Annotated in this window: 19 protein-coding genes; 11 read left to right on the top strand and 8 right to left on the bottom strand. The window is 64.3% G+C overall.

Annotation, left to right across the window (positions count from 1 at the left end):
* The first annotated feature begins 32 nt into the window (after positions 1-32).
* Genes J2X62_RS19420 through J2X62_RS19395 form a run of 6 tightly spaced genes read left to right on the top strand, consistent with a single transcriptional unit; the run spans position 33 to position 5,591 of the window.
* A complete protein-coding gene (locus J2X62_RS19420) occupies positions 33-584 on the top strand; it encodes a biotin transporter BioY (RefSeq protein WP_239535631.1) in 552 nt (183 codons plus the stop codon).
* Positions 581-1,714 (top strand): AMP-binding protein, encoded by a 1,134-nt coding sequence (locus J2X62_RS19415; RefSeq protein WP_310182670.1) that lies wholly within the window; start codon positions 581-583, stop codon positions 1,712-1,714. The genes J2X62_RS19420 and J2X62_RS19415 overlap by 4 nt, the downstream gene beginning before the upstream one ends.
* Positions 1,711-2,832 (top strand): thiolase family protein, encoded by a 1,122-nt coding sequence (locus J2X62_RS19410; protein ID WP_310182668.1) that lies wholly within the window; start codon positions 1,711-1,713, stop codon positions 2,830-2,832. The genes J2X62_RS19415 and J2X62_RS19410 overlap by 4 nt, the downstream gene beginning before the upstream one ends.
* Positions 2,829-3,509: an energy-coupling factor ABC transporter ATP-binding protein gene (locus tag J2X62_RS19405; protein WP_027498187.1), complete on the top strand. Its 681-nt coding sequence runs from the start codon at positions 2,829-2,831 to the stop codon at positions 3,507-3,509. Before J2X62_RS19410 ends, J2X62_RS19405 begins: the two co-directional genes overlap by 4 nt.
* Positions 3,506-4,153, top strand: coding sequence for an energy-coupling factor transporter transmembrane protein EcfT (locus tag J2X62_RS19400; protein ID WP_027498186.1), 648 nt, complete (start codon positions 3,506-3,508; stop codon positions 4,151-4,153). The genes J2X62_RS19405 and J2X62_RS19400 overlap by 4 nt, the downstream gene beginning before the upstream one ends.
* The gene (locus J2X62_RS19395) at positions 4,044-5,591 is read left to right on the top strand and encodes an AMP-binding protein (protein WP_310182664.1); all 1,548 of its coding nucleotides are present in this window, start codon (positions 4,044-4,046) and stop codon (positions 5,589-5,591) included. The genes J2X62_RS19400 and J2X62_RS19395 overlap by 110 nt, the downstream gene beginning before the upstream one ends.
* Here J2X62_RS19395 and J2X62_RS19390 read toward each other — a convergent pair.
* The 5 genes from J2X62_RS19390 to aroQ form a co-directional block, all read right to left on the bottom strand.
* Positions 5,495-6,286, bottom strand: coding sequence for an acyl-[acyl-carrier-protein] thioesterase (locus J2X62_RS19390; protein ID WP_081701724.1), 792 nt, complete (start codon positions 6,284-6,286; stop codon positions 5,495-5,497). The two genes, J2X62_RS19395 and J2X62_RS19390, sit on opposite strands and share 97 nt — an antisense overlap.
* A gap of 37 nt (positions 6,287-6,323) precedes the next feature.
* Positions 6,324-7,817 carry an NlpC/P60 family protein gene (locus J2X62_RS19385; protein ID WP_310182661.1) on the bottom strand — a complete coding sequence of 498 codons (1,494 nt, stop codon included), beginning with the start codon at positions 7,815-7,817 and terminating at the stop codon, positions 6,324-6,326.
* 119 nt (positions 7,818-7,936) lie between these two features.
* Positions 7,937-8,521, bottom strand: a complete 585-nt coding sequence (locus J2X62_RS19380; protein ID WP_310182659.1) for a vitamin K epoxide reductase family protein — start codon at positions 8,519-8,521, stop codon at positions 7,937-7,939.
* Between the two features lie 20 nt (positions 8,522-8,541).
* Positions 8,542-9,312 carry a thioredoxin domain-containing protein gene (locus tag J2X62_RS19375; RefSeq protein ID WP_027498181.1) on the bottom strand — a complete coding sequence of 257 codons (771 nt, stop codon included), beginning with the start codon at positions 9,310-9,312 and terminating at the stop codon, positions 8,542-8,544.
* Between the two features lie 79 nt (positions 9,313-9,391).
* Entirely contained in the window at positions 9,392-9,826 is a 435-nt protein-coding gene (aroQ, locus tag J2X62_RS19370) for a type II 3-dehydroquinate dehydratase (protein ID WP_045840697.1), read from the bottom strand.
* Between the two features lie 73 nt (positions 9,827-9,899).
* Here aroQ and J2X62_RS19365 point away from each other — a divergent pair, with 73 nt between their 5' ends.
* From J2X62_RS19365 to J2X62_RS19355, 3 genes are all read left to right on the top strand, one after another.
* On the top strand, positions 9,900-11,207 hold the full coding sequence (locus J2X62_RS19365; protein WP_371832747.1) for a nitrate/nitrite transporter: 1,308 nt from the start codon (positions 9,900-9,902) through the stop codon (positions 11,205-11,207).
* Between the two features lie 92 nt (positions 11,208-11,299).
* A complete protein-coding gene (locus tag J2X62_RS19360) occupies positions 11,300-13,012 on the top strand; it encodes an MDR family MFS transporter (protein WP_222061420.1) in 1,713 nt (570 codons plus the stop codon).
* A gap of 4 nt (positions 13,013-13,016) precedes the next feature.
* Entirely contained in the window at positions 13,017-13,742 is a 726-nt protein-coding gene (locus J2X62_RS19355; RefSeq protein WP_310182654.1) for an alpha/beta hydrolase, read from the top strand.
* 7 nt (positions 13,743-13,749) lie between these two features.
* On the opposite strand, the gene J2X62_RS19350 is transcribed toward J2X62_RS19355, so the two are convergent.
* A complete protein-coding gene (locus J2X62_RS19350) occupies positions 13,750-14,367 on the bottom strand; it encodes a TetR/AcrR family transcriptional regulator C-terminal domain-containing protein (protein WP_230593364.1) in 618 nt (205 codons plus the stop codon).
* A gap of 466 nt (positions 14,368-14,833) precedes the next feature.
* Between J2X62_RS19350 and J2X62_RS19345 the strand changes: the two genes are divergently transcribed.
* Both J2X62_RS19345 and J2X62_RS19340 read left to right on the top strand, forming a co-directional pair.
* On the top strand, positions 14,834-16,258 hold the full coding sequence (locus J2X62_RS19345) for an ice-binding family protein (protein WP_310182651.1): 1,425 nt from the start codon (positions 14,834-14,836) through the stop codon (positions 16,256-16,258).
* Positions 16,259-16,307: 49 nt separating this feature from the next.
* Positions 16,308-16,937, top strand: coding sequence for a class F sortase (locus tag J2X62_RS19340; protein WP_032399456.1), 630 nt, complete (start codon positions 16,308-16,310; stop codon positions 16,935-16,937).
* A gap of 241 nt (positions 16,938-17,178) precedes the next feature.
* Here J2X62_RS19340 and J2X62_RS19335 read toward each other — a convergent pair whose 3' ends face one another.
* Both J2X62_RS19335 and J2X62_RS19330 read right to left on the bottom strand, forming a co-directional pair.
* Positions 17,179-17,577, bottom strand: coding sequence for an ASCH domain-containing protein (locus J2X62_RS19335; protein WP_032386257.1), 399 nt, complete (start codon positions 17,575-17,577; stop codon positions 17,179-17,181).
* Positions 17,578-17,584: 7 nt separating this feature from the next.
* Positions 17,585-18,658 (bottom strand): endonuclease/exonuclease/phosphatase family protein, encoded by a 1,074-nt coding sequence (locus tag J2X62_RS19330; RefSeq protein ID WP_094715046.1) that lies wholly within the window; start codon positions 18,656-18,658, stop codon positions 17,585-17,587.
* Positions 18,659-18,741: the final 83 nt, after the last annotated feature.

Below are 18,741 nucleotides of genomic sequence, written 5' to 3'. Positions count from 1 at the left end.
GTACTCGCCCGCCGAGCCGTAAGGTCGGTCGAATGAACGTCTCCGCCCGCGACATGGCGCAGATCGCGGTGTTCGCGGCGCTCATCGCCGCGCTCGGACTGCCGGGATCGATCACGGTGGGCTTCTCCGGAGTCCCGATCACCCTGCAGACCCTCGGCATCATCCTGGCCGGCGCAGTTCTGGGACCACGCAAGGGCACGGCCGCAGTACTCGTGTTCCTCGCCCTGACAATGATCGGCCTGCCGCTGTTGGCGGGCGGACGCACCGGCCTCGCGGCGATGGCCGGCCCCACCGTCGGATACCTGATCGGCTGGATTCCCGCAGCGCTGATCATCGGTTGGCTCACCGCCCGCATCCTGCCGAAGTACTCGATCGTGCTCGGACTGCTGATCAACGCCGTCGGCGGGATCCTCGTCATCTACATCTTCGGCACCATCGGATTGCTGCTCCGCACCGACGTCGGGCTCTGGGCCGCGATCACCACCAACGGACCGTTCCTGCCCGGCGACATCGCGAAGGTCGTCGTCGCCACGGTCGTCGCCAAGAGCGTGCACCGCGCTTACCCGGGACTGATCAAGAGGTGACCTTTACGCTGGGAGGTCGAGGCCAGGACACCGCCATCGTCTGGCGCGGTCGCAGTCTCACCTACGCCGAACTCGACGCCGCCGTCGAGCAGTGGCCTCACCTCCCGGCACACGCCCAATCACACGACGCGTCAGCACTGGATCTGCCGGACGCGTTGGTCTGTGTTGTCGCGGCGGCTCGGCAGGGGTGCGCGGTGCGAGTCGAGGACCCGGCCGCCAGGCCCGAACGCAGCGGCGACCCCGATCCCGACGCCTTCCTGCTTGTTGCAACCTCCGGTTCCACCGGCAGGCCCAAGCCGCTCGCGCGGACCGCGGCGTCGTGGGTCGACAGCTTCGCCGAGTTCACCGACATCACCGGCATCCGTCCCACCGATTCGGTAGCGATCACCGGACCCCTGCACGCCACGATGCATCTGTTCGCGGCCTTGCACGCGCTGTGGCTCGGTGCCTGTATCACCGACGACCGTGCGCGGGCCACGGTGGTACATGCGGTCCCCGCTGTGTTGCGGGACGTCGCTCCGCGGATGCCGCACCTTCGGATTGCGGTCGTTGCTGGAACGATGCTGGACTCCGTTGCAGCTCAGTCTGTTCCGGACAGCGTGAGACTGGTCGAATATTATGGGGCCGCCGAGTTGTCCTTGATCGCAGCGAGGGTGGTGGGTGAGCAGCCGTCATTGGTACTGCTTCGCGACGTCGAGGTACGCACCGACGACGGATACCTGTTCGTGCGGTCCCCCTATGCCGCCTCGAGTGCACGTGATTGGTTCGCCGTGGGAGACCTGGCCGACGTGCGTGGCCGGGAACTCGTCGTCCACGGGCGCGGAGATGCGGCGATCAACGTCGGCGGCACCACCGTGATCGCCGAGGACGTCGAGCGGATTCTGGTCTCGCTCGACGGCGTCCTCGCCGCCGCGGCGATCGGGACCCCGCACTCCATTCTCGGCGAAACTGTCTCTGCCGTCATCGAACTCGACGGTTCACGCGATCTGGACGTGGTGCGCGCCGATGCCCGAGCGATCATGACCAAAGAGGCACTACCGAGGCGGTGGACGGTGGTACAGCAGTTGCCCCGCACCGCCAGCGGAAAAATCGCACGCCGGGCACTGCTAGATAGAGGAGCACTGGCGTGACGCCCACACCCGTTGTTGTCGCGGGTAAACGCACCGCGATCGGTATTGCAGGGCACGGGTTCGCCGATGTCACGGCACCTCACTTGGCCTTACCGGTTCTGAAAGCTGTTGCTGCAGAGATTGATCCGCTCGGTGTTCGGATCGACGACGTGATTCTCGGCAACTGCCTCGGCCCGGGCGGTGACGTCGCCCGAGTGGCGGCGTTGGGTGCCGGGCTCGGGTTCGCCGTCCCCGGGGTCACCGTCGATCGCCAGTGTGGATCCGGGTTGGACGCGTTGGCCCAGGCCGCGTCGCGCATCCGGAGCGGCGACGAGACGATGATTCTGGCTGGGGGAGTCGAATCTGCGAGTACCAGCCCGTGGCGGTTCTGGCCGCCCGTCGGCGACGCGGAGCCGGTCCGCTACACTCGAGCGCCGTTCGCGCCCGACGGTTTCGACGACCCGGACATGGGTGCTGCGGCGGATGATCTCGCGCGGCGTCGTGGGATCGGTCGCGAACGCCAGGATTCCTATGCCGCACGGTCTTTCGCCCGAGCGGCAGCGTACGACTTCTCCGCGGAAATCGTGGCTGTGAACAACATGGCTACCGACGAGCGCATTCGGCCCAACATGACGGCGCAGCGCCTGAGCAGGTTGCGCCCCACGTTCAGCACGGACGGGACCGTGACCGCCGGTAATTCGTGTGGAATCTCCGACGGCGCAGCCGTTCTGGCGGTCACCAGCCTCGAGCGAGCCGCAGGCATGCCGGCGCTGCGCATTCTCGGCAGCGCTGTTGCCGGGTCCGATCCTGCCCTTCCCGGGCTCGGACCGGTACCCGCGATCGACAAACTGCTCGCCCGCACCGGGGTGGCGCTGAGCGACATCGAAACAGTCGAGATCACCGAGGCCTTCGCGTCGGTCGTGCTTGCCGTCGCAGACGAGCTCGGCATCGACGAGGACCGCATCTGCCCGGACGGTGGTGCCATCGCAATGGGGCATCCGTGGGGAGCGTCGGGCGCAATATTGTTGGTGCGGTTGCTCTCTCGTATGCTGCAGCCCGGAGGCCCTGCGCTGGGGCTGGCGGCCTGCGCTATCGGCGGCGGGCAGGGAATAGCAATGCTGGTGGAGAGAGTGTCATGAGTACGGTCGCCTTCGAGAACATCTCTCACGCATTCGGCGAGCGGCAAGTGTTGCGCGGTATCGATCTCGAATTCGACGAACGCCGCATCGGCATCATCGGGTCCAATGGATCGGGAAAATCCACGCTGGCCCGCATGATCAACGGGTTGATCAAGCCCGATACCGGCCGGGTCACGGTCGACGGAATCGACGCGGCCAAGAAGGGCGCGCAGGTCCGCAAGAAGGTCGGCTTCGTCTTCACCGATCCCGACTCTCAGATCGTCATGCCCACCGTCGCAGAGGATCTCGCGTTCTCGCTACGGAGGTCCGGGCTCAGCAAGACCGAGGTGGCCGAGCGTGTCGACGAGATGCTTGTCAGGTTTCGACTCGATCGGCACCGCGACCACCCTGCTCACCTGCTGTCCGGTGGACAGAAGCAGTTGCTCGCCATCGGGGCCGTCCTCATCCGGCGGCCGGAGGTGATCGTCGCGGACGAGCCGACGACGTTGCTCGATCTGCGTAACGGCCGCGTCGTCGCAGACGCCCTGAATTCGATGGACCAGCAGGTCATCGTCGTGACTCATCAGCTGGCGTTGCTGGACGGCTTCGAGCGCGTCATCGTCATCGACGACGGGCGAATTGCATTCGACGGCACCCCGGCTGCCGCGGTCCCGGCCTACCGCGAGTTGATCGGATGATCGGTCTCTACCGCCCCGGTGATTCGTTGCTGCATCGGATGAGTCCGGGATCGAAACTGCTGGCGCTGATCGTTGCCATTCTGGCGACGGTGATTCTCGCACGCACACCGCTCGAGGTCGGCGTGGTTGCCGTAATGGTCGCAGTACTGTTCGCGGTCGCCCGCATCCCTGCGAAAGTAGCTCTGGCGCAACTACGTCCGGTGCTGTGGATGCTGCTGATCATTGGCGTGTTCCAGGTGATCATCACCACCTGGCAACGCGCAGTGGTGGTCTGCGGAGTGCTGATCGTCTCCGTCGCGTTGGCCGCGTTGGTCACGCTGACCACCCGGGTCACCGACATGCTCGATACCGTCACCCGAGCCCTCGGTCCCGTCCGCCGCTTCGGCGTCGACCCGGATCGAATCGGTTTGCTTCTCGCCCTTGCCATTCGCTGCATACCGTTGTTGGCGTCGATCGTGCAGGAAGTGTCGCAGGCCCGAAAGGCCCGCGGCCTGCAGTGGTCGATGACGGCCCTGGCCACACCGGTGTTGGTGCGTGCGCTCCGTACTGCCGATGCGATGGGCGATGCCCTCGTTGCGCGCGGTGTTGACGACGACGGTGTGGACGACGACGGTGTGGATGACGACGGTGCAGATGACGAGTGATCTTCTCACCGCGCGGATAGCGCAGCACTGCGATCGGGCAGACATCGCGATCGTCGACGCGACCGGTCGGATCACGTACCGGGATCTGTGGCGTCGGGTGGAACGTGCGGCCGCTTCGATCGCCGGGATGCATCGAATCGCGGTCTTGCCGACGTCGGACATCGACTCGCTGGTCGTCGTCGCGGCCGCGATGCATGCCGGCGTGAGTGTCGTTCTGCTGCATCGGCATCTGCTACCCGGCGAATTCGTCGACGCGATGTCGGTCACTGCACCGTCGCTCATCGTGGCGCATCCGCGTCAGCACGCACGATTGCACAGGTGGGGTGCCGACGTGGTGCTGGCACCCGAGCAGCTCGCCGGCGACCGTGTTGCGCGCGTCGATCCGCCGGCACGCAGCGCCGAACTGCTCGTGGGCATCACCTCCGGAACCACCGGCCCACCGAAATTGTTCGTTCGTGATCAGGCGTCCTGGGCGGCCACGCTCGACCGTTCCGATTCTCTGTTCGATCTCGGTCCGGGCGACAGAGTGTCTGCATCGGGAACTCTCGATCACACGCACTTTCTCTACGGTGCGTTGCACGGGCTTACTCGCGGCGCGACGGTGGACCTGCGCACGGCGGCGGCCGCTCTCGAAAATGCTCCGACACATCTATATTCGGTACCGACTATCGCCTGGGACATCGCGCGGTCGCACGTGCAGTACCCCAGCGTCCGCGAGGTGCTGTCGTCTGCGGCGCGATGGCCGCAGTCGGGTCGGGCGGCACTTGCCACGGTGCTACCGAACGCGACCATGACCCACTTCTACGGCGCGTCGGAATTGAGCTTCGTCTCCTACGACCGTCGAACGTCCGAGGGGGCGGGGATCGAGGGAGCGCTGTTCGACGGCGTCGAGGTGGAGACCAGGGGAGAACTGCTGCACGTGCGCAGCGACATGCTGTTCGACGGCTATCTGAGTCGGGTGGGTGAGCACACCACCCTGACGGACGGACCGGTCGACGGGTGGATGACGGTCGGTGATCGCGGCAGCGTCGACCAGGGCCGGTTGACCTTGCTCGGCCGCGGCAGCGAGACGATCGTTCGAGCCGGCCTCACGGTCGAGTTGCCCCCGATCGAGGCGGCGCTGTTGTCGGTCCCCGGTGTTCTCGATGCCGGAGTTCTGGGCCTGCCCGATGACCGAGCAGGGGAGATACCGGTCGCCGGAGTGGTTGTAGCACAGAATGATTCACCGACGGTGGCGCAGATACGGCGCCACCTGCGTTCGTTGCTACCCGACCCGAGTCTTCCCGTCGTCATCGCGATCGTCGACGGTTTGCCGCGCACCCCGCGCGGCAAGCTCGATCGTCAGGCCTTGGGTGCAACCTTGGCGACGGTCCGGACCGTCGGTTCGCCCGAGGCTCCGGTGACGACGAACCAGACGGTCAGCGCTCCGCCCTCGTAGCGGTGACGTAGCGTCACGCGTTCGTTCGCCAGTACGGGCGTGAGGTATTCGATGACGGCGCGGTGGGGCGCTGCGGCCAGGTGCGGCAAGTCCACCAGCAGTTCTTCGACAGCGTGCCAGTACGCCGCGTTGTTGAGGTGGTTGAAAGGATCGATATCGGTTGCGCGCAAAGGGAATTCGATGTCGCTCTGGGACTGCGACGGTACCGGTTCGGTCAGCCACGCCTTCCAGCGCAAGCGGTGCTGATCGGTGGTCTTGGCCAGCATCTCCAGTGCCCCGTCGCTGATGCGCGTCGGCATGCCGGTGTCCTTGCTGATGTTGATCCAGAAGCCCTCGGTTTCGATGCGACCACCCTTGGGGGTCGTCACCGCCACCCGCATGTTGGACCACCGCGTCGACATCGAGGAACACCAGCGCCGCAGGTGCACGCGGTCGGGAAAGTGGATGGGCTCGAAGACGTCGATGACGGTGCGTCGCACGATCCACATCGGGTCGGTCTTACCCAGAGGGGTGGCGTCGAGATTGTCGGTGCCGATGTCCTGGAGGTAGCGCGCGACACCGTCGAACCGCAGTCGGTTGTTGGGGTCGATGTCGCCGGTACGTACTGGCCAGCTCGTCTCGAAGCCTTCACCGGGCGGCGGCTCGGGTGCCAGTTCGTCGTCGAAGCCGGCCGGTTCCACGCGTGCATTGGTCACGTCCGCACTGTACGCGGGTGGACCCACGTGATACCCGTCAGAGGATGTGGCGAGCTCGCATCCCGTCGAACACCGGTGCCACCCGCACCACGTCACCGGTGGTGGGCGCATGCACCATTTGCCCGTTGCCCATGTAGATCGCCACGTGTCCCGGGCCCGCCGCGCCCCAGTTGCCGAACAGTAGATCGCCCGGCTGGGCGAGCTCCATCGGCACCTCGGTGCCCACGTTCCACTGCGTCTCCGACGTACGCGGCAGGGTGACCTTTCCGCCCGAGGCCTTGAACAGTGCGTAGGACGTCAGGCCCGAGCAGTCGAATCCGCCGCCGGACGGTCCGTTGATGTTTCCGCCGCCCCACACGTACGGCAGGCCCAGGTAATCCATCGCCAATTGCACTGCCCGCCCGCCCATTCCGGTGAGATCGAGCCCGGCGAACGGAGTGAGGATGGCCGCGAACTGGGCCTCGGTGGCCCGGATGCGCGCTACGTAGGGCTTGGTCTGAGTCTCGTAATCGACCGACCCCGAAGGCATTCCGCCCGAGCGCAACACTGCGCCCGCTCCGGCGTTGTATCCGGCGAGGGTCAGGTCCGTCGTGTCGCCCGAGACCTTGCCGTCGCGCTTCCAGCCGTCGACCTGTCCGTAGATGTCGCACAGCATCGTTCCCGACGCCATGACCGAGTCGCCGATGCTGTTGACGTCGACCACGCCGTTGCCGTCGTAGTCCTTGCCGTAGGTTGCCCAGGTTCCCGGCATGAACTGGCCGGGTCCCTGTGCACCGGTGCTCGATACCGGAGCTGTCGGACCGTATCGAAATCCGTTCTCTGCGGCATAGAGCGCGGCGATCGTTGTGGCCTTGACGCCGCCGCAGATGTTGCCCGCCTTCTGCAACCACGGAACGAACGCGGTGATCGCTCCCACTGCACCCAAACCGATAGGACCGACATTGATGCCGGTGAACGTGATGGGTAGACCGGGAAAGAGTGCTCGCCGAATGGCTTCGGCCGACGCCATGAACGCCGTCTGGGTCGCGATGTCGGCGGCGGTGTACGTGCGGCCGGCGAATTGCAGAGCGCCGGTGGCGAGCCCGGCGACGGCGCTGGATGCCGCATTCGACGAAAAAACACTGAAGGGTAGCGGGGCGCTCGGCGTGATCGCCGCCGGTGTGAGACCCGCAGCCATTCCCACTGCGGGCGAGGCTGCTGTGGGCGTCACTGCTGTGGGCGCTTCCGGCGTCTCGATCTCGGCAACCGTGGGCATGTCCGGAAGCATCGGTTCGACGGCGGTGTGCAGTCCCTCGGCGGCGTCGTTCAGGGTCCGGTCTGCGACGTCAGCGGCGGGTTCGGGCATGGTGCCCATCAGGTCTGCCCATTGGTCGGACATCGTTTTGCCCTGGTCCTCGGCAGCGGCAGCGACCGCGGCTGCCTGATCCTTCACCGCCTGATTCTGCAGTGGAGCTGGGGCGTCCGTTCCGGCGACTGCGCCTGCGGCAGACACGATGACGGCAACGATGACTGCGAAGGGATCGCCTGCCATGCTTCGACTCCTGTTACTCGATCGTTCTTCCCCGAGCCAGGAGCTGTGATCAGACTCACCCGGGTGCTGCAACCATCATGCACGGTGCAGCCGATCGACTCATGAGTTTTGCGAAACTGTCAGAGCAACGAGGCCCAGTAGTCCGAGAACCGGATTCCGATGAGCGCGACGACGATTGCGTACCACACGGCGAGCAGCGTCCACCGCCATTCGAGGAAAAGACGGCCGACTGTGCCCGGGCGTTCGTCCGGATTACTGGAGCCGGTACTGATCAGCCGGCTCAGCGCCAGTACGAACAGTGGCATCGTCACCGCCCACACCACCATGCAGTACGGGCACAGGGCACCGATCTCGTAGAGACTCTCGAAGATCAGCCAGTGCACGAACACTTCGCCGAGCAGCAGCCCGGCACTGAGTCCGAGCCAGAACCAGTGCGGGAGTTCGACGCGGCCGAGCCACAGGATACCGGCGACGAGAGCGACGGAGAACGCCACGATTCCGAGGATCGGATTGGGGAATCCGAACAGCGCAGCTTGCTTCGTGACCATCACCGACCCGCACGAGAGCACCGGATTCAGGCTGCACGACGGAACGTAGGACGCGTCTTCGAGGAGCTTGAATCGTTCGATCGTCAGGGTCAGTGCGGCGAGGAGCCCCAGTGCGGTGAAGAGTGTGAAGACTGCAGCGCCGGCGCGAGTTCTCATGGTCGGTTACCGGTTGCTGCTCAGTTTCCGGCTGCCGCGGCGGCAGCGAGGATGTTCTCGGGTGTCGGGGTGGCGACGTCGGTGCCGTTGACGCGGACGCTCGGCGTTCCGTTGATGCCCTCGCCGATGACGGTCTGCGTCTGGGTGGTGACCCAGTCCGTGTAACTGCCGTCGGTGATGCACGACGCGGTGGCGGGGGAGTCGGCACCGGCTGCGGCGGCGATCTCGACGAGCTTGTCGTCGGGCAGACCGTTGCCGTTCTCGGCGGGCTGCTCGGCGAACATCGAGTTGTGCCAGTTCATCCAACTGTCCCGATCGTTCTCGGCGACGCAGATCGACGCACTCGCAGCACGGGTGGAGTACATCGTGCCGTTCGAGAAGCGATCGAGAATGGAGATGGGACGGTAATCGACGGCGACGTTGCCTGCGTCGGCCAGCTGCTGCAGAGTCGATCCGCTGACCGACTCGAATGCCTTGCAGGCCGGGCACTGGAAGTCCTCGACGACGCTGACGACAGTGGTGGCATCGGGGTTGCCGAAACGAATGGCACCGTTCGCGGTGAGCGACGTGGGCGTCAGCTGCGGGCCCGATGTGGAACTCGCGTCGGGAGATGCCTCACCCGACGTCGAATCCTTGTTGACGATGAACAGAGCAATGGCTGCAACGAGTGCGATGAGAACTACCGCGACGACGATCTGGATCAACGTTCGACGATTCTTGTCGCCGTTCTGCATTGCCCGGATGTCCTTGGACGCTCTGCCGTCTCTCGATGCCTTGTTGCTGGTGTTCACGGCGACCAGTTTATGCAGGACAACCTGAGTGTCAGATGAGAGCAAGGTCGAACAAGTGCAGTATCAGATAAGAGCAGTATCAAATAAGAGCAGCGAGTCTTTCGATTGCGAATCGGTATCCATCGATGCCGAGTCCGGCGATGACTCCGCTGGCGATCGGAGAGACGTAGGAGTGGTGCCGGAACTCCTCGCGGGCGTGCACGTTGGAGATGTGCACCTCGATGATCGGGACCTCGGGGATGACGAGTGCGTCACGCAGCGCCACCGACGTGTGGGTCAGTCCGCCGGGGTTGATGACGATGCCCGACGCCACCCCGCGTGCCTCGTGGATCCAATCGATCAACTGTCCCTCGTGGTTGGACTGCTCTGCTTTCACGTCGAGTCCGTGTGTGGCGGCGGTCTTCTCGCACAGGGCGACGACGTCGGCGAGGGTGGCGCTGCCGTACACCTCGGGCTGACGGGTGCCGAGCATGTTCAGGTTCGGACCGTTGAGCACCAGCACTTGCTTGGCCATGACGTCACTCGCTTTCCTGCTCTACGAACTACCGGGTCCGATCATTCCACAGCGTGGTTGACACAATTGCCCCGTGAGCATTGGGAAGACGGTGAGTACTGGCAAGACAGTCTGGGTGGTGTGGGGCATCGGTGTCTTCGCTTATGTCATCGGGGTGCTGCATCGGACGGCCTTCGGGGTCGCCGGGCTGAGCGCTGCGGACCGGTTCTCGATTTCCCCGTCTCTGTTGTCCTCGTTCGTGGTGCTGCAGGTGGTCGTGTACGCGGCGATGCAGATTCCGGCCGGAGTGCTGCTGGATCGGATCGGTTCGCGCAAGATGATTGCTGCCGGTGCGCTGGTCATGGCGTCGGCGCAGATCACGTTGGCGCTCACCGAATCGCTGCCGGTCGCGGTGGCGGCACGTGCATTCGTGGGCATCGGCGACGCGCTGACGTTCATCTCGGTCCTGCGTCTGGTGCCGCGTTGGTTCTCGCCGCGGCGGGTGCCGATCGTGTCCCAGTTGACCGGCCTGCTGGGTCAGCTCGGGCAGGTGCTCTCGGCCGTGCCGTTTCTGATTCTGTTGAACGGGCCGGGGTGGACGTTCGCTTTCGGTAGCGCGGCGGCACTGGGTTTGCTCGCACTCGTCCTCTCACTCGCTCTGATTCGAGATCGTCCCGACGACAACACTGCTCCGGAACCGGAGCCGACGTCGTTGCGGCAGACGCTGGACTCCATCGGCGAGGTGTGGCGACGACCGGGGACCCGGCTCGGATTCTTCTCGCACATGGGGACCCAGTTCTCGATCACCACGTTTGCCCTGTTGTGGGGTGTGCCGTACATGACCACCGCTCAGGGATTGTCGGCGTCGACGGCCGGAGCGCTGCTGACGTTGTCGGTGCTGTCGGCGGTGGCGTCGGGCATCGTGCTCGGTTTGCTCACCGGGCGCTACCCGATGCGTCGGTCCTGGCTGGTGCTGGCGATCATGGTCAGCAACGCCACGATGTGGGCCATCGTGCTGTCGCTGCCCGGACCTGCGCCGCTGTGGCTGCTCGTTCTTCTCGTCGTGGTGATTTCCGTGGGTGGGCCCGGGTCGGTGATCGGATTCGACCTCGCCCGCACGTTCAATCCGAGTGCCAATCTGGGGACGGCTCAGGGGATGGTCAACATCGGCGGCTTCCTGGCATCGCTGTTGGTCATCGCGGCGATCGGGTGGATTCTCGACGCGATGGGTGGTTACGACTTCGACAGTTTCCGGGTCGCGATGCTGGTGCAGTTTCCCGTGTGGATCATCGCGATCATCGGGGTGCTGGCGACGCGGCGCAAGACGCGCAAGGTGCTCGCGGCCGACGGCATCCACCCGCACACGATGCGCGAGGTCCGAGACCGGATGCGCCGCAAATAAACCTTTGCTTAGTCGGCTTTGTACGAGCATGCTGGTGGTCCGAATATCGTTGTAGGACACAAGCAAACGTTACGTAAAGGTGAAACAAAGAGATGGTAAGCGAGCCTGAAGCGACCGCCGAGCGTGAAGCGAGTGCGGTGAGTGGCGAGTACTCGCACCGCGAGATCATGACGATTCTGTCGGGTCTGATGATGGGTATGTTCCTGGCGGCTCTCGACCAGACGATCGTGTCCACGTCGGTACGTACCATCGCCGACGACCTGAACGGGTTCTCCGTTCTCGCCTGGGTGACAACGGCATATTTGATCACGTCCACTGTCTCGACTCCGTTGTACGGCAAACTCTCCGATCTCTACGGGCGCAAGCCGTTCTTCATGACGGCCATCTCGATCTTCGTCGTCGGGTCCATGCTGTGCGGCATCGCGACATCGATGTACGAGCTCGCAGCTTTCCGGGCCGTCCAGGGGTTGGGTGCAGGTGGCTTGATGTCGATGGCGTTGGCGATCATCGGCGACATCGTGCCCCCGCGTGAGCGCGCCAAGTATCAGGGCTACTTCCTGGCGGTGTTCGGTACGTCCAGTGTGCTCGGGCCGGTCATCGGCGGTCTGCTGGCCGGACAGTCGTCCATTCTCGGCATCACCGGCTGGCGCTGGGTCTTCTACATCAACGTTCCGCTCGGCATCATCGCGCTCGTCGTCGTCTGGCGGGTGCTGAACCTGCCGGTCTACCGCCGCGAGGCCCGCGTCGACTGGTGGGGCGCAGTGCTTCTCAGCGTCGGGCTCGTGCCGCTGCTGATCATCGCCGAGCAGGGCCGCGTCTGGGGATGGAGTTCGCCGCGGGCACTGCTGTGCTTCGGGATCGGCATCGTGGGCGTCATCGCGTTCGTTCTCGCCGAGATCAAGATGGGCGACGACGCCCTGATCCCCATGCGGTTCTTCCGAAACCCGTTGTTCTCGTTGTGTATTGCCGTCAGTGTCATCGCAGGCGCAGCCATGTTCGGCGGTATCTCGTTGCTGCCGCAGTACCTGCAGGTGGTCAAGGGTTCCTCGCCGACTCTCGCCGGTTATCAGACCTTGCCGCTCGTCGGCGCACTGATGATCGCGTCCATCGTGTCGGGTTCGATCATCTCGAAGACGGGGCGGTACAAGATCTTTCCGATCGTCGGCACTGCGCTGATGGCGATCGCCATGTTCACGTTCCACTACGTGCACGCCGACACTCCGTTGTGGCAGACGATGGTCGTGATGGGTGTGTTCGGTCTCGGTCTCGGTTCGATGATGCAGCCGCTCACGTTGGCCATCCAGAATGCGATGCCGCCCAAGGATATGGGTGTCTCCACCTCGGCGGCAACGTTCTTCCGTCAGATCGGTGCGACGGTCGGCGTGGCGGTGTTCCTGTCGATGCTGTTCACTCAGCTGACGCCCAAGACCGGCGATGCGTTGGTCGCCGCCGGTTCGACGCCCGCGTTCCAGCAGGCCGTACAGAGCGCGGCCACCAGTGCCGATCCGTTGGAGTCCGGGTTCGCGAAGGCCATCGCCTCGGGTGATGCATCCGTTGCCGGTAGTGCCTTGCAGGACAGTTCGTTCATCCAGAAGCTCGATCCCGCGCTCGCCGAGCCGTTCCGCATCGGCTTCTCCGACGCGATGGACTACGTGTTCCTGGCCGTGTCGATCCTGATGCTCATCGGATTCGTCCTGGTGCTGTTCCTCAAGGAGGTGCCGCTGCGCACGATGTCGGGTCTGGCGGCAGCTCAGCAGGAGCGCGACGAAGAGCGAGCGAACGACGTGGGCACGGGTCTACATTGATGGCGTGAATTCGGAGAACTGGGTTCGGCTCGGCTCGGTGGACACCTGGTACGCCGAGGTGGGCGACGGGGAACCGCTGGTCCTTCTCCATCCTGGGGGCGCTGATGCGCGAGCGCTGGATGTCACCGTCGCCGGGTTGTCCTCGGCGTTTCGGGTATTCACCCCCGAACTTCGAGGGCATGGCCGCACCCCGGATGTTTCCGGGCCTGGTCTCTCCTCCGAGTTGACGTTCTCGGACATGGTCGACGACACCATTGCGTTCATCGAGCAGGTCGTCGGGCGACGGACGCGGTTGGCCGGGTGCAGCGACGGCGGTGTCGTAGCGCTACTGGTCGCACTGCAACGCCCGGATCTGGTGGATCGTCTCGCCTGCGTCGCGAGTGTCTTTCATCGCGACGGTTGGGGCGGCGGGCTGTCCGGACTCGGCGACGCCGACCGTAGCGATTTCGTACGCCGGCTCGACGATATGCACAGTGCAGATCCCGCACTGACTGCGAGCGATCTCGCCGCGTTGTCGGTGCGCACTCTGGTGATGATCGGTGACGACGACGAGGTGAGCATCGAGCATGCTGCCGAGTTCTACCGCAGTATGCCGGTCGCCGAGCTGGCAATTGTCCCGGGTACCTCGCATGGTGTGTTGGTCGAGAAGCCCGCGTTGTCCAATGCGATATTGCTGGACTTTTTCACCCGGGATGCAGTGCAGACGTTCGCGCCCATTCGCCGAGCCTGATCCGTGGTCACGGTGTGTGACGCAGGCCGTCGAACAGGGCCTTCAATCCGCGATCGAGCTCGCGGGCACCGTCGTATGCGGTGATGAGTGGCGGCAGTACGGACATGATCGGGAAGTCCTCGATCGGGAGTCTGCGCAACGCGAGGCTGAGTCTGTCGACGGTCTCGTCCGGGTTGTCCGTCGTCTCCTGCGTTTCACTGAGCACGTGACCGCGGAGCATCGACATCAGCAACCGGTAGGCCGAGAGCGCCTCGGGGACAGTAAATCCCGCGGTGGCAAACAGGCTCAATATGCCTTCGAGTGACATCAGGGACCTGGTGGTGCCCAGGCCCAGCGGAGTGGACCGGGGCCGAGTCGCCAGCAAAACGGCCGCGCGCGGGTGTGCCAAGGCGAGTTCGCGATAGTGCCGGCCGAAGATCGTCAGCTGACGTCGCCAATCGGTGTCCGATCCGTCCACCGACACGAGGTCTCCGAGAATCGAATCGGCAACGGCGTCGAGTAGTGCTTCCTTGGTGGCGACGTACCGGTACACGGTCATGGGGTCGCGATCGATCGAGACAGCCAGGCTGCGGATGGTCAGGCTGTCGAGTCCGGTGTCGTCGATGATGGCGAGGGCGGCCGACACGACGAATTCGTGGTCGATTCTGTCCCTAGAGTTGTGGCTACTGCGATCCGAGGGGGTCATCACATTGCTCCGCCGATGTCGGTATTCGAGTAAGCGGCACGCCGATCGGCTTTCGGTCGACAAACAATCTTATTGTTCACCAACGCTTTTCGCTTGACCCCAGACCTTACACATGGTGTGCTGTAGTTCTACACCGTAGAGATACGGGGAAACTCGCTGTTGCGGAGTGGGCCACGAGCCTCCGCGCCCCCTCTACTCATGTCGCGCAGTTGAACAGCCAGCCGGCGACGCCACCGATCTACGGATTCCGCGAGACCTCGACGCCCCTGGTGAATTCCAGTGACCATCGTCGACCGTCGCGTGACATCTTAAATTCTGTCGAATCTCGTCGGGGGAATCGATATTCATAACGCGTTGTGCGGCAACAAGCCTCGCACGCACCTCCTCGAGCAGATCGGTACACACCATGTACTCTCCGCAACATCGTCCTGCGCCGTCCACATCCAGACGCAAGGGCTCGGCGTTGATTCCCCTCGTCGGTACCGTCGCACTGGCCACCAGCGCGCTCATGCTGGTCAACGCCTCTTCGGCCGACGCTCAATCACCAGCTGTCGTCGTCCCCACCGTCGGTCTCGGTGCCGCAGATCCGTACGCAATTCTTGCCGGCTCCACCGTGACCGATGCGGGTGGATCTGTGATCAACGGCTCCGTGGGTGTGAGCCCAGGGGACGGGAACCCTTCGAGCGTCAGCGGCCTGCTGCAAGGCCAAATTACCAACGGCGTGATCGATGACAAGAACGAACGGGCCTTGAATGCGAAAGCTGCTCTGCAGGTTGCATATACCAACGCTGCCAACAGGTCTGGTCCCGAACTGGTTCCAGTCGAGCTCGGGGGCACCACACGGTATGCCGGTCTGTACAAGGGCGACACGCTCGGACTGACCGGATCTCTGCCTCTGACGCTCGATGCGCAAGGCAATTCCGCTGCGGTCTTCATCTTCCAAGCCGGATCCACTCTCATCACGGGGTCGAACAGCAGTGTGTCGCTGATCAACGGGGCCAGTCCGTGCAACGTGTTCTGGCAGGTGGGAAGCTCGGCCACTCTCGGCACCGGCACCGATTTCGTCGGCACGGTCATGGCGCAGGCGTCGATCACCGCGACGACGGATGCCGATGTGCGGGGACGACTCCTGGCTTTGACCGGCGCAGTCACCCTCGACTCGAACACGATCAGCAACGCAGAGTGTGGGATCACCGAACCGCCGGTCACGACCACGAACCCTCCGGTCACGACCACGACGCCTCCGGTCACGACGACCACACCGCCGGCGCCTACGACAACGACACCGGCACCTACGACAACGACGACCGCCCCGGGTGGCGGCGGCGGTACGCCGGGTGATGGTGGCGGAACGCCGCCGATCGTCATCGAAGTACCCCCGATCCCGGGTCTGCCGCCGATCCCCGGCATCACGCTTCCGCCGATTCCGGGTATCCCGAACGTGCCGGACAACCCGAACACGCCGGATCAGCCGAACACTCCGGACCAGCCGCGCACTCCCGATCAGCCGAACACCCCGGACCAGCCTCGGACTCCGGACCAGCCGAACACCCCGGACCAGCCGCGCACTCCGGACCAGCCCAACACCCCGGACCAGCCGCGCACTCCGGATCAGCCGCGCACTCCCGATCAGCCGGGCGGCCCTGATCAGCCGGGTACGTACAACCCCGGTGGCCAGATCACCCAGATTCCCAACGGTGGAGTCGAAACGGGCGATGGCAGCACCAGCGTGCGGCCGAATGCATCGTCGATGACATCGATGCTGAGTGTGCTTGCGGTCCTTGCTGCAGGCGGGGTTTCGGCCTTGGCGCTCAGCCGTCGTCGTCGCTGAGTAACACGTGAACAGTGAGATCTATACTGCTGCAGAAGTTTCCCGCACTGTGACCCGCCGCCGGGTTGCAGTGCGGGCTGCGGCGGCAGCCTGCCTGATGGTGGTGGCCCTCGTGTCGGGGTGTGCGACACCCGTCGATGAACCCGCTCCGACTCGAACGTCAGCGGCGACATCGGCTGACGTTGTCGCTCAACCCAATTCGATCCCTGCCCAGAGCGGTGGTTCGGCCGATGGTGTCGCATCTCCGCCCGAACGTATCGAGATCGACGCGATCGGTGTCGATTCCGATGTGATGGACCTCGGGTTGAATCCCGATGGAGAAATGGAGGTCCCGCCGGGCGGTTTTCCCGCAGGCTGGTACACCGGATCGCCGATCCCGGGTCAGCTGGGACCGTCGATCGTTGCCGGCCACGTGGATTGGGCCGGTAGCCCGGGTGTCTTCTACCGACTCCGCGAACTGGAGCAGGGAGACGATGTGTCCGTCACTGCCGAGGATGGAAGTACGGTCCGGTTCGTCGTCAGCGCTGTGGAGCAGTATCCGAAAGATGCCTTCCCCACCCAGAAGGTGTACGGCGATCTCGACCACCCAGGGTTGCGTCTGATCACATGCGGTGGCCAATTCGATTCGGATGTCGCCAGTTACGAGGACAACATCGTCGTCTACGCGGATCGGGTCTGACGCTCTACGTTCCTAGCCCGGCTCGAGTTCGAGGTCGATGAATCTGCCTGCTGTTCCGCGCCTTGGGGTCTGCGGTAGACGGTCGGTAGGTGGCCGCAATCGGCGAGCTGCGTTGTTGCAGGCACGGTGACGGCAGTGGTGCCGGCATTGGAGACCCAGAATTCGACGCCATCAGCAAGGATGACCGGAGTCCACAGGCCCGCGGTCTTCAGGCTGTGGTGACAGCGGCACAGGCAGACCTTCATGCCAGCTCGAATCGCTCCAGCACCACCTGAGTGTCGTCGTTGACCGTGAAATTCGGATTGCCCAGCTCCTCGCGGACTTCGACGGACTGCCAGAATCGTTCGTGTCCGGCACGCCACTGCGCCACATCGGTGTAACCCTCACCCTCGTCGAGCGCATGCTGCAGCGGAACATCGCTCAGCGCAACGACATCGACGGCCGTGGTCTCGATGACCCCGACCACGGCACCCGTCGAATTCACCACCGCACCGCGTTCACCGACCCTCGGCAGCTCCTCGTCGGTGTACTGAGCCAACAGGCTTGCCGTGCTGGTCTTCGCTCCGGACAGCACGGCCGCAACCAGCGTGTCCCGTAGTGGGCCCGGGTAGGCGAACTCGACAATCGGCAGATCGGTCACTCACGCATCATATTTCGAGGTCTACCCACACCAGTCTGTGGTCCGACGGGTGCTCGGCCTGATCGGGCCAATACACCTGCGAGTCGCGCACGGTCAGATCGTCCGACGGCAGCACGTAGTCCACCCGAAGGTCACCCGGCGTCGGATCAGCGAAATCGGCTGTGTCCGTTCCATGTCCATCGGACGTGGGTGCCGGATCTCGAACCCGCGGAAGATCCAGAACCTGTGCGATGGCACCGGCCACGGAGTCGCCGTCGACCGGATCGCTGTTCTGGTCGCCCATCATCACGAACGACGCTCCCTCGTCGAGTCCGCCTCGCACGCCGTTGTCGTCGTAGAGGTAGTCGGCACCGGAAATGTAATCGGCGCTCAACCGGATCTCGTCGTGATTGCGCTTACCGTTACGGTCCTCGGGTCCGTCGAAGGATGGGGGAGTGGGATGCGAGGCCAACACGTGCAGCGTCTTCCCGTTCACGTCGACGGGCACGTCCCAATGAGACTTGCTGGACAGTCGAAGCGCGTCCGCGTTCTCTCCGTAATAGTCGCGCGGTAACAGCGAGTCCGGCATGTCCTTCCACAGAAAGTTCTGGAACGTGCGTACCGAACCGGTGTCGATCGGGAACTTCGAGTACACCACCATGCCGTACTGGCCGGGAAACTGTCCGAATCCCCAGGCGTCACCGGGGCCACCGAGTGCGCCGTCCCCGTCCAGGTCGAGTCCCGAGTCGACGCCGGTGTTCACCGGAGCAGTGAAGAAGAACGGGTACTGCCCGTCGAGGTAGTTCTCGTTGAAGAGGGTCGGGCCATCGGACCCCGAATAGTCGAACTCGTTGACCAGCAACACATCCGGAGAGTTCGCGGAGATCACGTCGGCCACTGCGCGAGCCTGGGCGTTCTCTGCGCTCAGGTCGGTGACCAACTGTCCGGCCGCGGACCGATTGAGACTGGCGTTGAACGTCGCCACCCGGATGCTCGACGGTTCGTCGGGGGTCGGGTCTGCAGCAGACGGGTCCGTGGTGGAGCAGCCGACAGCCATGACGGCGAGGGTAACGGCGACGGCCACAAGTCTCGACGTTTTCACGTTTTTGACCGTAGAGACGGTAAGCGAACGTAAGGTTACGAATTAACAAGCAAGCGTGCTTGCTTTTTTCTCGTGCCTTTGTG

Source organism: Rhodococcus sp. 3258 (assembly GCF_031456475.1).
Lineage (GTDB): Bacteria > Actinomycetota > Actinomycetes > Mycobacteriales > Mycobacteriaceae > Rhodococcoides > Rhodococcoides fascians.
Note: the sequence above shows the minus strand (reverse complement) of the source record. Positions and strands in the feature narration are given on the sequence as shown.